General features: G+C 61.9%; 18 protein-coding genes. 9 read left to right on the top strand and 9 right to left on the bottom strand.

Annotation, left to right across the window (positions count from 1 at the left end):
- Position 1: 1 nt before the first annotated feature.
- Positions 2 to 502 carry a DUF4188 domain-containing protein gene (locus tag LQ955_RS11170; protein WP_231024622.1) on the bottom strand — a complete coding sequence of 167 codons (501 nt, stop codon included), beginning with the start codon at positions 500 to 502 and terminating at the stop codon, positions 2 to 4.
- A 73-nt stretch (positions 503 to 575) separates the two neighbouring features.
- On the opposite strand from LQ955_RS11170, the gene LQ955_RS11165 reads away from it, so the two are divergent.
- The 4 genes from LQ955_RS11165 (at position 576) to LQ955_RS11150 (ending at position 3716) form a co-directional block, all read left to right on the top strand.
- Entirely contained in the window at positions 576 to 1211 is a 636-nt protein-coding gene (locus tag LQ955_RS11165; RefSeq protein ID WP_231024621.1) for a MerR family transcriptional regulator, read from the top strand.
- A 183-nt stretch (positions 1212 to 1394) separates the two neighbouring features.
- Positions 1395 to 1994 carry a dihydrofolate reductase family protein gene (locus LQ955_RS11160; RefSeq protein WP_231024620.1) on the top strand — a complete coding sequence of 200 codons (600 nt, stop codon included), beginning with the start codon at positions 1395 to 1397 and terminating at the stop codon, positions 1992 to 1994.
- Between the two features lie 39 nt (positions 1995 to 2033).
- Positions 2034 to 2369 carry a YciI family protein gene (locus LQ955_RS11155; RefSeq protein WP_231024619.1) on the top strand — a complete coding sequence of 112 codons (336 nt, stop codon included), beginning with the start codon at positions 2034 to 2036 and terminating at the stop codon, positions 2367 to 2369.
- A gap of 48 nt (positions 2370 to 2417) precedes the next feature.
- Positions 2418 to 3716 carry an RNA polymerase sigma factor gene (locus LQ955_RS11150; RefSeq protein WP_231024618.1) on the top strand — a complete coding sequence of 433 codons (1299 nt, stop codon included), beginning with the start codon at positions 2418 to 2420 and terminating at the stop codon, positions 3714 to 3716.
- Positions 3717 to 3734: 18 nt separating this feature from the next.
- On the opposite strand, the gene LQ955_RS11145 is transcribed toward LQ955_RS11150, so the two are convergent.
- The 3 genes from LQ955_RS11145 to LQ955_RS11135 form a co-directional block, all read right to left on the bottom strand.
- Complete coding sequence (locus LQ955_RS11145) at positions 3735 to 4100, bottom strand: META domain-containing protein (RefSeq protein ID WP_231024617.1); 366 nt, start codon at positions 4098 to 4100, stop codon at positions 3735 to 3737.
- Positions 4101 to 4151: 51 nt separating this feature from the next.
- Positions 4152 to 4670 (bottom strand): hypothetical protein, encoded by a 519-nt coding sequence (locus tag LQ955_RS11140; RefSeq protein ID WP_231024616.1) that lies wholly within the window; start codon positions 4668 to 4670, stop codon positions 4152 to 4154.
- A gap of 657 nt (positions 4671 to 5327) precedes the next feature.
- Positions 5328 to 6032, bottom strand: a complete 705-nt coding sequence (locus LQ955_RS11135; RefSeq protein ID WP_231024615.1) for a hypothetical protein — start codon at positions 6030 to 6032, stop codon at positions 5328 to 5330.
- Positions 6033 to 6529: 497 nt separating this feature from the next.
- Between LQ955_RS11135 and LQ955_RS11130 the strand changes: the two genes are divergently transcribed.
- From LQ955_RS11130 to LQ955_RS11115, 4 genes are all read left to right on the top strand, one after another.
- A complete protein-coding gene (locus tag LQ955_RS11130; RefSeq protein ID WP_231024614.1) occupies positions 6530 to 6871 on the top strand; it encodes a ribbon-helix-helix domain-containing protein in 342 nt (113 codons plus the stop codon).
- 22 nt (positions 6872 to 6893) lie between these two features.
- Positions 6894 to 7295, top strand: coding sequence for a (deoxy)nucleoside triphosphate pyrophosphohydrolase (locus LQ955_RS11125; protein ID WP_231024613.1), 402 nt, complete (start codon positions 6894 to 6896; stop codon positions 7293 to 7295).
- A gap of 216 nt (positions 7296 to 7511) precedes the next feature.
- On the top strand, positions 7512 to 7829 hold the full coding sequence (locus LQ955_RS11120) for a type II toxin-antitoxin system Phd/YefM family antitoxin (protein ID WP_449342971.1): 318 nt from the start codon (positions 7512 to 7514) through the stop codon (positions 7827 to 7829).
- Entirely contained in the window at positions 7826 to 8086 is a 261-nt protein-coding gene (locus LQ955_RS11115) for a Txe/YoeB family addiction module toxin (protein ID WP_231024611.1), read from the top strand. Before LQ955_RS11120 ends, LQ955_RS11115 begins: the two co-directional genes overlap by 4 nt.
- 83 nt (positions 8087 to 8169) lie before the next feature.
- Here the strand turns inward: LQ955_RS11115 and LQ955_RS11110 are convergent, their stop codons facing one another.
- Together LQ955_RS11110 and LQ955_RS11105 are read right to left on the bottom strand one after the other, a co-directional pair.
- The gene (locus LQ955_RS11110; RefSeq protein WP_231024610.1) at positions 8170 to 8481 is read right to left on the bottom strand and encodes a hypothetical protein; all 312 of its coding nucleotides are present in this window, start codon (positions 8479 to 8481) and stop codon (positions 8170 to 8172) included.
- Between the two features lie 4 nt (positions 8482 to 8485).
- On the bottom strand, positions 8486 to 9145 hold the full coding sequence (locus LQ955_RS11105) for a hypothetical protein (protein ID WP_231024609.1): 660 nt from the start codon (positions 9143 to 9145) through the stop codon (positions 8486 to 8488).
- 141 nt (positions 9146 to 9286) lie between these two features.
- On the opposite strand from LQ955_RS11105, the gene LQ955_RS11100 reads away from it, so the two are divergent.
- Positions 9287 to 9991, top strand: coding sequence for a (deoxy)nucleoside triphosphate pyrophosphohydrolase (locus LQ955_RS11100; RefSeq protein ID WP_231024608.1), 705 nt, complete (start codon positions 9287 to 9289; stop codon positions 9989 to 9991).
- Between the two features lie 524 nt (positions 9992 to 10515).
- Here the strand turns inward: LQ955_RS11100 and LQ955_RS11095 are convergent.
- Genes LQ955_RS11095 through LQ955_RS11085 form a run of 3 tightly spaced genes read right to left on the bottom strand, consistent with a single transcriptional unit; the run spans position 10516 to position 12922 of the window.
- Complete coding sequence (locus LQ955_RS11095) at positions 10516 to 11634, bottom strand: sporulation-delaying protein SdpB family protein (RefSeq protein WP_231024607.1); 1119 nt, start codon at positions 11632 to 11634, stop codon at positions 10516 to 10518.
- The gene (locus LQ955_RS11090; protein WP_231024606.1) at positions 11622 to 12233 is read right to left on the bottom strand and encodes an SdpA family antimicrobial peptide system protein; all 612 of its coding nucleotides are present in this window, start codon (positions 12231 to 12233) and stop codon (positions 11622 to 11624) included. The genes LQ955_RS11095 and LQ955_RS11090 overlap by 13 nt, the downstream gene beginning before the upstream one ends.
- A complete protein-coding gene (locus tag LQ955_RS11085; RefSeq protein ID WP_231024605.1) occupies positions 12230 to 12922 on the bottom strand; it encodes a hypothetical protein in 693 nt (230 codons plus the stop codon). The genes LQ955_RS11090 and LQ955_RS11085 overlap by 4 nt, the downstream gene beginning before the upstream one ends.
- Position 12923: the final 1 nt, after the last annotated feature.

Genomic DNA, 12923 nt, shown 5'->3' with positions numbered 1-12923 from the left:
GTTACGCCGAACGCGGTTCGGCTTCCGTGCGCCCGCCGGTCATCCGGTCTCTCGCGCGGTCGGTGCGCGCCACGACCGGTACATGCTCGGTCGCCCGCGCGAGTCCCGACAACGGCATGCCGACGTACATGCTCTCGGCGCTGTCGACGAGGTAGGTCTCGTGCCAGATGCCGACGGCGCCGGGAGCTTTGCGCGCCCGAGAGTTGAACGCGGCCCACGCCGGGCGATGGGCGGCATCCCGCTCGCTCGCGTAGGAGTAGAGCTGCTCTTTCGAGGCCCAGTACTGCACGAGAACCGGGCCGCCGGCGCCGAGCGTGAACCGGCAGCCGAGCAATCCCGAGGTCGGGTCGCTCGCGAGCTCGACGAGCATCGGCCCCATGGCCATGAACGCGGGCAGCCATTGATCGGGTCGCCACGGGCGGTTGATGCGCATCCCGATCATGAAGACCACGAGTTCGCCCTCGCGTCGGTGCGTCATTCGGCCTGGAAAGATTTTCGCCATGATCTCTGCTCCAATAGATAGTTGTACTACCTAATATTGGGTACTGCTACTATCCAAGTCAAGGAGGAAATTGATGCGGATCTCGCAATTGGCGGCTGAGAGCGGCGTCAGCGTTCCGTCGATCAAGTTCTACCTGCGCGAGGGCCTGCTTCACGACGGCGTGCGAACATCTGCCACGCAGGCCGAATACGACGGTGAGCACGTTCGGCGGCTGCGGCTGATTCGGGCGCTGCTCGGGCCGGGCGGTCTTACCGTTGTGGGCGCTCAGTCTCTGCTCGGCACCATGGAGCATCCGCCGGAACATGCGCACGACCTGCTCGGGGCCGCCCATGCGGCCAGCGCTCCGGCTGGCAAAGCGAACCGCGACGATCTCGACGCCGTGCGTGCAGAGGCGGCGAGCTGGGGCTGGGATGTTTCGGGCTGCGATCCGCTCGTGCTCAGTGCGCTCGGCGACGCTCTCGAGCGTCTGCGCGACGCCGATTTCGCCGTGCCACCCTCCGTCATGCGCGCCTATGTCGATGCGATGAAGTCTGTCGCCGCGGCCGAGGTCGCCGAAATTCCCACCGATTCGGCCGACGCGGCCGTTCGCTATGTTGTGCTCGGCACGATCCTCGTCGAGCCGCTGCTGCTGGCGATGCGCCGGCTCGCCCAGGAGACCGCTTCGCTCGAGCGGTTCGGCGTGGCGCCGCCGGGGGAGTTGGGTGCGTGAAGCGCACACGTCACCTCACGCGGCTGCCCGACTTCGGCCAACGTCGGTTCGAGCATCCGCCCGCCGCAGTGACCTGAAAAATTATTCGGAGATGTGGGCAAGACCTGTCGAATCGGCAGGATGCTGTTCGTAGACCTAGTGAAGGCACCCTCCAGAGGTGACTCGAATCAAGGGAAGACGACCATGAACCTCACGATCTCGATCCAGGTCAGCGTCGACGGAGTGATGCAGGCCAACGGCGGCAACAACGACGAACTCGACCCCGGTTTTACGCGCGGGGGCTGGGCCATTCCGACCGGCGACGCCGAGTCGTTCGCTTACATTGTGAGCACGTGGCAGCGCGCGGATGCGTTTCTGCTCGGGCGTAAGACGTACGGCCTGTTCGCCGAGTACTGGGGAAGGCAGTCCGACGAGTCGAATCCGTTCTCCGGTGCGATGAACCCGCGGCCGAAGTACGTCGTGTCGAATACTCTTGCCGACCCGGAATGGGCGAATACGACTGTTATTTCGGGTGACATCGCCGCGGGCATCCGGAACCTGAAGACACAAACGGGCGGCGAACTCGTGGTGGTGGGCAGCGGGATGCTCGCCCGGTGGTTGCTCGAGAACGAACTGGTCGACGAGATCAACCTCATCGTGTGCCCCGTGATCGTCGGCGACGGGCTGCGGCTGTTTCCGCAGCAGGGCAAGGACTTTGCGCTCGAGCTCATCTCGTCGAAGGTGTTTCCGACGGGTGTGCTCGCGCAGACCTACCGGCCCACTGGCCGCCCGACTTACGCCTGAGTCTGGCAGCATCACGTACCCCTGAGAGAGGATGAGAACATGCAGTATCTGGTCAACGTCATCGATTACCGCAGCGAGTCCGGCACCGCCGAAGAGGCGGAAGCGATCGACGCCTTCAATGAGAAGCTCATCGCCGGTGGGCACTGGGTGTTCGCCGCAGGTCTCGCTGACCCGACCACGTCGACGGTGATCGACGCCAGGGGAGACGAGCCGATCTTCACCGACGGTCCGTTCGTCGAGGCGAAGGAGTGGGCCGCCGGGCTCTGGATCATCGAGGCACCCGACCTCGATGTCGCACTGAAGCTGATGGCCGAGGGGTCGAAAGCCTCCAACCGCCGCCTCGAGGTGCGTCCGGTGCTCGCGCCGCCGGCGTGACACGCGCCCACCGCGACCACGACGCGCTCGACGACGGTCAGGTCGCCGATGCGCAGGGCTAACGGCCACGATGCCTACGACGCAACCGACGCCAGTGCGGCCGCCGACGCGCGTGAGGCGCCTCACGCGCGCGACGCCCACAACGCTCTGACTCGCGCCCACCGCGACGAGTGGGCGCGCATCGTCGCGACCCTCGCAAAGCGGTTCGCCAACCTCGACGTGGCAGAAGACGCGGCGGCGGAAGCCTTCGCGTCCGCTGCCGAGCGATGGCCCTCGCAGGGCATCCCGCCGAACCCCGGCGGCTGGCTCACGACCACCGCCATTCGTAAGGCCCTCGACAAGCTCCGCCGCGAGAGCACCCGCGACGCACGACACCCAGAGGCGCTGCTCGTGACCGACACTCAGCCCGAGCCTCTCGAAGCGATCGACGACGATCGGCTGCGGCTGATCTTCATCTGCTGCCACCCGGCGCTCGCTATGAACGCTCGTGTCGCGCTGACCCTGCGCATGGTAGGCGGGCTCAGCGTGCCCGAAATCGCCAACGCCTTCTTCGTGCAAGACACCACAATGGGAGCTCGCCTCACCCGCGCGAAGGCGAAGATCGCGGCAGCGGGCATCCCGTTTCGCCTGCCCGACGCAGACGATGTGCCGCGCAGGGTCTCGGGCGTGCTGGCGGTGTTGTTCCTCATCTTCAACGAGGGATACCTCGCGACGAGTGCCGGCTCCGCACCCGTGCGTGACGACCTCACCGCCGAATCCATTCGACTCGCCGGCCTGTTGCGTCAGCTGTTGCCGCTCGATGGCGAGGTCAGCGGGATGCTCGCCCTGATGCTGCTCATCGACGCACGCCGCGCGGCTCGCGTGTCACCCTCCGGCGAGCTGGTGCCGCTCGCCGAACAAGACCGACGCCTGTGGAACGCCGCTCAGATCGCCGAAGGACACACGCTCGTTCGCGAGCGATTGGCCTCCGGTCAGGCGCCAGGTCGTTACCAGCTGCTCGCGGCGATCAACGCCGTGCACACCGACGGCAACGCGACCGATTGGGCGCAGGTCGTCGCGCTCTACTACCAGCTCGTTAGGCTCGACACCTCACCGATCGTGCGGCTGAACCGGGCTATCGCGGTGGGGGAGCGCGGCGATCTCGGGGCCGCGCTGGCGCTCATCGACGACCTCGAGCCGGAGCTGTCTTCGTACCACGCCTACCATGCCGCGCGGGCGCACGTCTTGCTCAAGCTGGGCCGCATCGCAGCCTCCGGGGATGCATACGACGCGGCGATCGGTCTCGCTGGCAACTCCGCCGAGATCGCCTATCTCACTCGTCAGCGAGACCACTTGTCGGGGAAGTGAAGCCCGCGCTCTCGCGCCTTACTGCTTGGCGAGCGTGCCGATCTGCTCGCCGGTGCTCTGGAAGACCACGAGCTTCGTGCCGTCGATCTTGGCCGTCGACGCCAGGTTGAGCCACGTCGTGACCCCCTCGCACCACATCATGGTCGAGGCGAACGTGCCGAAGTCGAAGGTGTCGCCCGAGGCGGTTCCCTTGCCCATGAGGCGGTTGCAGCCGTCCGTTCCCGAGAACGTTCCATCGGGCTGGATGCTCAGCGAGGGTTGGCCCGGAGAGTCTGTGCCCCAGCTCCCTGCGAACGCCGAACCTGAGCTCGAGCATCCGGAGACCGTCATCAGCGTAAAGGCGGCCGTTGCGACCATGGCGATTCGGGCGACCAGGAGCTTCATGGCTAGAGCCTAAGGGGCCGTGTCGTATTTCCGCAGCCATTCTCTGGCTGCTCAGGCTGCGGTGAGCGGAGCCAGCCTTTCGAGAGTGTGGGCATCCACTAACGATCGGGCCTGCAGGAGATGATCGGCGGCGACGAGTGCGAGGTGGTCGATGCTGGCTGGATCCAGACTTGCGTAGTTATTCGCGTTGAGCCACTTCGATACGGCTGCCCACGAGTACAGTGACCATCCGTCGGCCGAGAGCGGCGGCGGGAAGCCGCCGGGGCCCCGCTTACCCGACGCGAGCAACCGCAACGATTCATAACTCCGGCCGAGGCGCGCGGCGATCGTCTTCAATGAAACGAGGTCTTCGTCTTTCATTCCAGTGACGACAAAGCCGGCTTTGCGAGCATCTTCGACCACGCTCACGATTGCGGCGATCAGCGACTCGGCGTTGCGAGTCACCATTAGTACGCCGATACCGTGCTCGGTTGCAGGCGTGGTGTCGTCTAACCCGGCGTCGAATAGTTGGTCATAGTCCTCGTCGGTGAGCGTGCGATCAAGTGTCGCAATGAATTCGTAGATCGGCACGATCAGATCCTTTCTTGCGAGTGCTTGATGGTAAATCGTTCGATGTCTCGCGCATTGTTCTCGGGTACGCGAGGAGTTGACCAAATAGCGACATCGTCGCCGCAGACGAGACAACGCACGAATCCCCACCGATGGCCCCGATGAACTTCCACAACGGCAAATCGGCTTGGGTCAATATTGTTGAGAATTTTGTTGATGGCATTCTTGGGGTGCCTCCCGGCACTAACCACGGGTGTAGTCTACCAGCGTGTTGTGAGTATACAACAAGTCGGAATAACTGCTCCTCTGCGATACTTCAATGGTCACCATTTGCAGGCGCCGAAGTGGCAGCGTTTCGTAGGCGACGAGCTTTGTTCCGCGAGCGCAATGCATGTGAACATTCTACGCCGAACATGATTAAAGCTCGATAATGTCGAATCGGTCGATCTCGGCGTGCCCCTTGACGCTGGTGTTCGCGGCTCTCGGTCCGCGCGTGCTTCGTCTGGCGGCCGAGCGTACTGCGGACGCCGATCCCTAGCTCGTCACCCCCGAGTTCAATCGCGGCGCTCGCGACCTGCTCGGCGACGGCTTGCTCGCCAGCGAGCAGCATACGGATTCTGGTTCATCACGCCGGCGAGGCTGGACGCAAGAATGCGTTTCGCGAAACGCCTTTACTCGCTAAGACCCGGCGGACCATGGTTCGTCGGAATGCGCGAGCCATACTCGATAGGGATGGAGCGAGCGGATGAGTCGCTGGCCCTCGGTGCCCGGTGCATCCAACTCGCCGAACCACACCGCAGTGTCGCCGGCGATCACGACGGGGCCATTAGCGGTCTCGACGACCACGATCTGCGAGCCGCGAGTATGGCCGGGCGCCGGAAGCAGCCGAACCCCCGGCAGCAGTTCGAGCTCACCGTCGACTTCGACATAGTTCACCCCCGCAGCATCCACCCATTGGCGGATCGTGTAGTCGTCGAGCGTGCGCGCATCCTCCAGCTCCTGGCGCTGCACGTAGACCGGCTTCCCGGAGAAGAGGAACGCGTCCGAAGTGTGCCGGACTATCTTCCTTTCGAGGTCTGCTATGCCGTTGAAAGGGTCGATGAGCTCGCCCGTGCCCGGGTTGTAACCGAGGGCGTTGATCGTGAAGTCTCGTTGGCTGAACGCGTCGATAGAACTGAGGCTCGGACTGCGTGGAAAGGAAATGTCGAAGTCCTGCCCATCGATGCGGGACGCGAGAACACCGAAGAAGGCCCCGCGTTCGTCGACGTGACCGATTGTGCGAAGTTCGCTGAAAACACGAGCCTTGTCGGTGGTGTCGTGGATCTCAATGTCGATGTCCTTCGATTGGTGGCCGAGGATCGCGTCACGCACCGCACCACCCACGATCAGAGGCCGCCCACCGGCAGTGCGTATGGAGTTGAGGACGGCAGCCGCAGCAGGTGTCAGCGAAATGAGGTCCGGGCGAAAGGTGGGTGATTCAGTGATGGAGTCCTCATTTGGTCAGTGGGACAGGCTACATCTGATTGCCCGCGTGGGGAGAACGGATGCTCGTCGCGGGTAGCGCGCCGGGTAACCCGACCCGAAATGTGCAATAGCGAGGTATCATCATATTTCAATCCGGCGGACCCCGAGCGCAACAAAACACGGAGTCGACCAGGCCGATGCCTTGAACGCGATTGAGCTCCACGTTTACTGGCTGAGGGCGTTCGATGAGCCGAGAATTGAGGGCGGGTTGCGGCCTGATTCGTGGATCGGGCCCAATCGAAGTCGCACGCAGATGATTCAAGTGTTGGCAGAGGTGATGCCACCGGCCGACCTGTTGATTTTTCATGTCATGGAGGCCAGACGCAAGATGTTAGAGATAGCAGAGGGGCACGTAGATGAGCACGACTGAGAACGAAAACAAGCGCGGCGAAAGACTCAGCGAGTGGGCTGAGACGCTCGACCACATTTCCGCCGACGCGATCGTCGTGCGCGGAAACGGCAGAGACTCCGGCCGAGCGCTCCTTGAAGCAGCCCCCGGTTCCGCTGAAGCTGTTGACAAAGCAATCGGCCGCCCGAACCTCAGTGGTGTCTCCGGTCGAGGAGAATCCCCTGTTCGCCAGGTGCGCCTCCCGCGCGCCCTCGATCAAGCCCTCGTTGAGCGCGCAGCGTCTGAACACCGCAAGCCCAGCGAAATCGTCAGGGAGGCTCTCGCCGCATACCTCGGCAAGGCATCTTGACCGCCGACCGGGAGAGGAACGCGTGATAGTTGTCGGCGCTGTCATCGCACACGCGGGAAAAGTCCTGTGCTGCCGCAGAGCCCCAGGCAAAGCCTCTGCTGGCCTGTGGGAATTCCCTGGCGGCAAAGTCGAAGCCGGCGAAACGCCTGAGCAAGCTCTGGCCCGCGAGATCCAAGAAGAACTAGACGTCCCAATCCTCGTCGGCGACCTGATCCTCCGCGCAACCACCTCAGTAGACGGGCGCGAGATTGATCTCGCCTGCTACTGGGCAACTCTCCACCAAGACGCGCCAGCCGCGAGCACCGACCACGATGAGATGGTCTGGCTACCGATCACCGAACTGATGTCGCTCGATTGGGCCAAACCAGACCTGGCCGCAGTCTCGCGTCTCATCGCTCAAGAGCCGGCAGAGACGTCGGGCTGACGGACGTAAATCCATCTCCGTCCCTGACCCAAACGGTGATGCCCAGACTCTCACAGAGCTCGCAGTCTGCTCGTTTTCAGCCATAGTACCGAGGCGAATGGATGCTCAGATCCGGATCCCACGAAGAACGCTGTCTGGTTGTGTCAAACTCAGCGGTTTGGCCTCGAGTCCGTTCTGCATAAGCGAGCATTGATCAATAATGACTAAACTCTGATCATGCGAAATTCATCGGCACAACCAAGCCCTCGACGGCGTACAATTTTACGTACAAGGAGGGTTGCCATGCGGACCATGTCTTACTCGGAGTCACGAGCGCACTACGCCGAAACGCTCTCGGCGGTTGTCGACGACCGTGAAGAGGTAATAATCACTCGCGCAGGGCACGAGCCTGTGGTTATCGTCTCGCTCGCCGAGTACGAATCTCTCAAAGAGACTGCGTACCTCCTTCGCAATCCCGCGAACGCGCGTCGCCTTCTCGGCGCAATCGATCGACTTGAGAGTGGCCGGGGTGCTGAACGGGATCTCATCGAGTGAAGTTCGTCTGGGACGAAGATGCGTGGGCAGACTACGAGTGGTGGCAGGTTCAAGATCGCAGACTCGTCAAACGGATCAATACGCTTCTCCACGACATTGCTCGCAATGGGAACGAGGGCATCGGGAAGCCTGAGCCTCTGAAGCACGGTTTTCAGGGCTATTGGTCACGTCGAATAACGGACGAACACCGACTTGTGTACCGAGTCGAAGGCGACGAACTCCGAATAGCGGGATGCCGCTACCACTACGGTTCCTGACTCAGGCCGATGGATGCCCAAAGCCGCGCTGCACGCGACCACTCCCGCCGCTCAGGAAAAGGTCCCTCAGACACAATCTCTCGTCAATAGGTCCTCGGAGGTCGATACCGTTCGTCTTTTACATCAGCGAAGGCAACGACTTCGTACTGCAGCTGGGCCACCATTTTGGCGCCCTCGGCCCAAGAGTTGGCTTCGTTTTCGGGGGAGTCCCAACCGTGAAGCCAGTGGTGGTGCAACTCCCAGAAGTCATACCACTCCTTCATTCGAGCCTCTAGCTCTGGCGAGAGTCCCAAGTCCTTCGGAGTCGGGTCGTGGATGCGCGAGCTATCCTCCCAGAGTGGCCAACGATGTCCGAGATCGGCATACACGCGGATCACCCTGCGTGAATCATCCATTAGCTCAGCATGTCGTACGCGTTGTGGGAAATGCCGTGATGAGGCGGTCGTTGGTGTTGGAGTAGACGGCTATTGCATTGAATGTGTAAACGAGACCGACTCCTGGCTTGACGAAATCGAGATTCACGTTGACGCAAGTCGTGTTGTTCACAGCGCTGCCACCCTGAAAATTGGGGTACTCGATCCCCGTCTCGGCCGCAACGCTCATGAGATCGTCCCAGTCCTCCATGTTCTGCAGCGCGGGATTCCATCCGGCTGCCACGGCGCTATCGTATTCGTCCGTCCAGACTCCGAGCTTGTCTGCCCGGATGTGCTTGTAGCCGAACGAGTCGTTGATCTCGCGGCCTGCATGCATGTCGACCGACGGTGTGTAATACGTGGCGAAGATGTCGTCTTCGTGGTTGAGTGAAAAGCACCCGAACCATTGATCCCAGCCAAGGAGATTCTGGGACGAATTGTCGCCACCCGCCGGCGCTTCGCTCGGGCTGTGAAGCGAGGCGTGTCGCAGAGAGGCAGCATCGATAGGAATGTCGTGGCCATTCACGCGGACCATCATCTGGACATCAGCACCCGGTGTCGGAGCCTCGGCACGCGCTGCGAGTGGGCACATCGATAGCGTCGCGCCGATGGCTACTGCGAGAACAGCGGATTTGAACGGTTGCATGACACTCCTGGCGCTCATATGCCGCCCCTTTTTGGGGCGACCCGCTGAGCTTACGAAAAGAGTGAGATTTAATCAACTAGAATCCCAGCGATCGCTCGCGAGGCCCTCGAGGACTACATCCGGCGCCACAAAGCAAGCTGAATGCGCCGCACAATTGGGCTGCGGATCGACTCGGTATGGTTGGTTAGACCGCTTAGCTCGAGATGGAATCCGGAGGTGGTACATGTGTTTGTTGTAGGCGCGGTCATCGCACACGGGGGCAAAGTCCTGTGCTGCCGCAGAGCCCCAGGCAAAGCCTCTGCTGGCCTGTGGGAGTTCCCTGGCGGCAAGATCGAAGCCGGCGAAACGCCTGAGCAAGCTCTGGCCCGCGAGATCCAAGAAGAACTCGGCGTCCCGATCCTCGTCGGCGACCTGGTCCTCCGCGCAATCACCTCGGTAGACGGGCGCGAGATAGATCTCGCCTGCTACTGGGCAACTCTCCAACACGACGCACCGTCGGCGAGCACCGACCACGATCAGGTGTCGGGATGCCCGGAAGAAGTATCGACGGGCGCACCCCGTTCATCACCTTCTGTGCGGTGTGCACGTAATCCAGCACCTGCCCGATCGCGTTCCGTACATGCCCGCGCGCCGACGACTTCTTGGCTTCGACGATCTCGCCGGACGTCTCGTTGTACAAGTCAGGCTCCATCACGGTATTGCCGACGGGCACGCGCAAGCGCCGCACAGTGTCGCCGCATGCCATCAGCCAGGCTCCGAAATCGGCCTGGAGTTCAAACTCGATCCGCCAGACAGTACGCCCGTGCTCGCTCGCCTCAAATGGTTCGAGTTCATAAGAATCGCTAGCTGAGGCATCCAGGGCAATGCTTGCGGCTCGTTCTCAACCACATGATCGAGGCGAATGGATGCCCGGGACCGAGCCGCACTCCAAATACTGTTCACCGGGTAGTCCTTGGTCTAACCCGGCAGCCAGGGCTTGAGACGTCCGAGCACGGTCGACTACTCCGTGCCCATGCGCTCGGTTAAATGAGACCCCCTTTCAGGTAGTCCGGCCGCATTCGGCTTCACCCATTCCCCTGCTGGAGGATGATTCCGGTACCCCAACGAGTCGGCTTCCAGTTCGATGGCTACCGCGTTTCGCGCTTCTACGGGCATCCGATCATGCATTGCCAGGCTCTCCTTCGCAGAGATTCCAGTGGGCGCGGTTTGCGGGCCTATCTGTGACTTGAGGGCGTCGACAATTGATCGATCGCGGGAATCCTCCGCGATCGACCTTGGCTCGACGAGGGGGAGTCGACCTTCGATACTCATCGTTTTCATCGTCGACCTCAGCGCGGATTCATTCAGTCGACTTACGCTGATGTTGCGCTTCAATTTTGCCATGTGTCACCTCGTGCTCCCAGGCGTCCATAGCGTCTCTCGTATGACACACGAAGCTCGGCAACGATCGCGCGCTCCACAGGATTGATCGGATCGGCCTTACCGGTCGCGATGCGACGGGCAAGTGCACTCCTCGCTTTGCCCACGGGCTTCACCGCACTCATTGAGGCGTCCTGCTGCTTCATCGCGTCGCTCACGCGCGCCAACCTCCGCGCCTCCCGTTCGACCTCAGGCCGCCCGCACGGATTCGCCGCGATCGCTGCCCCGCCGACCATGACCAGCGAGAAGCTGAATAGCCCCATCGTGACCACGATCATCACGTGAAGAGCGACATCGAGTACGAAGCCGGCCATTCGCCACCTCCACGACAACAACAGGCAGAGGCCGATGGCGATCTCGATCCCAATTGCACCCCAGGTCAGAGCAAGAGTTCCCAGAGGCCACGATGACACTGCGAGCAGCACATCGCGAAGCGGCCCACCATTCCCGAACGTCTGATCGCGAAGGATGAAGTACTCGGCCGTGCCATTCGCCCAGTCGTCCACGGCGAACTTACTGATGGCGCTGTCGAGATAGATGAACGCGAGCTGTACCCGAACGGCGAGCTGAGCGACGACCGCGATCGTCTGCCACGACACGTTTATGCGAGTCGTCGGAGCCTGCCAATGCCACCGCCGATCATCCGCCAGGCAAAGTGGCAACATCAAGAGGGCGAGAATTAGCCCGATGCCTTCGCCGCCGTCGGGCAGCGTGATGCTTACGGAGAGTGTGAGCGCTACCCACAGCTGGAGCGCCGCCGTGAATCTGGGCCGGTAGCCCGACGCGACGATGGCGAGCAGGATGATCATGACCCAGCGCCTGGCCTCGACGAACTGACTGGGGTCGCCGACACAAAGTACGGATGCCGCGCGAATTCCGTCGCACATCGTGCCGGGCGAGGCGCCGACTGGCACTGTGAGTGCAGCAATTGGCGTGAATAACAGAACGGTCAAACCGCTCACTGCGATCAGCGAGCGGCCGATACCGAACCACCGATTCCGATGATCGAACCCGATAACAAAGTCCATCACGCGATCTTCGAACCAGGTGAGTATCTTCAGCCGTGGCATTGCACGTCCACGTGGGCGTACTTCTGCACGATCGAAGTCGATGGCACGAGGTTTCTGAAACTCCACTCGACCGGTTGCTCTTGGGTAAGAATCACGTCGCCGCATACGGTCGAGACCGGGCTCGAATTCGATAGTGACAAAGTCGGCAGAGCGGCGGCAGCGGTGAGACATGACTCAGGGGAGCTGCCCTCGGCGCAATCGGTCCACGTCAGACCGGTGTTGTTTGCCAGCAGAGCAATCTCCGGCCCTTGGGCCCGCTGCGTTCTGGTCAGCCCGAAGAGGTTTCGCTGAAGATTCTGAGGCGTGATGAGCAAGCTCGGGTACTGCCCGTCAGAAACCGCATATGCTCCGACGGCGGGGGATTCGGGGTCTCGCGTGAAGAACGCGAAGTTCTCGGATGCGAGAAGGTTGAACACGAGGCGGGCCCCGCTTGCGTCCGTTCGGGTCGCAACCACATTGCTCGGCAGCGTGAAGAAGCTTGCCGCGAGCAAGAAGCCGAAAATGCCGACAATCGAAACGACGAACGGAACTCCGATTCGTAGCCAGAAACGGCCCTCCCTCTCCGCGCGAGCGGCGGGGGAGGGCGCTTCTCCGGTCACAGACTCGTCGTCAAATCTGCAGCCCATCCATCGATCTCGATCTTGTCGCTGCTTTGGTACTCGAACTGGTAGCTCACGGCCGCCGGCACGATCGCGACCACGAATACGGCTTCAGCCAGTGCGGCCACAGTCGTGAAGACCACCGCCTGCCAGCCGCCACCGATGTTCGTTGCGACCGCGACATTGCTGGCAATCCACCAGGAGTCGTTCGGTGACGCGATCGCTGATCCGGCCGAGAGCTGCTGCACTTTGATGTGCTGGGCGTCATACCAGGTGTTGATATCGGCGTTCAGCTGCTTGAGTGCTGCTCTAGCGGCGTAGGGGTCGTTCTTTTGAACACCGTCGGTAACGACGGACGTGAAATTCGCATCGACAGCCACAAGCTCGGCGGTGAATTCGGCGATCTTCTCGTCGCTGAAGACCGGCATCGCCCGGCCGCCGGTGACCTCCGTTGCAAGGTCTGGGTATGCCTTCGCAATCGCTCCCTGGCCGAAAACAAGAAGTCCGACGACATCGGCGTCCGAGTAATGAACCGCAGCCTTGGTTTGTTCTACGCCAGGCGTAGTTCCGCCTTCGGCTGCGAATGCCGGTGTTGCAAACCCGACGACTCCCACCAGCAGCGCCGTTGAAGCAATCGCCGCTGTTCTTTTCCTTATCGACACAGTCCACTCCCTTGTTTCGTGTTTCATT

This window comes from Subtercola endophyticus (genome assembly GCF_021044565.1).
In the GTDB taxonomy this organism is placed as follows: domain Bacteria; phylum Actinomycetota; class Actinomycetes; order Actinomycetales; family Microbacteriaceae; genus Subtercola; species Subtercola endophyticus.
This window is presented reverse-complemented; position numbering and strand designations above follow the sequence as displayed.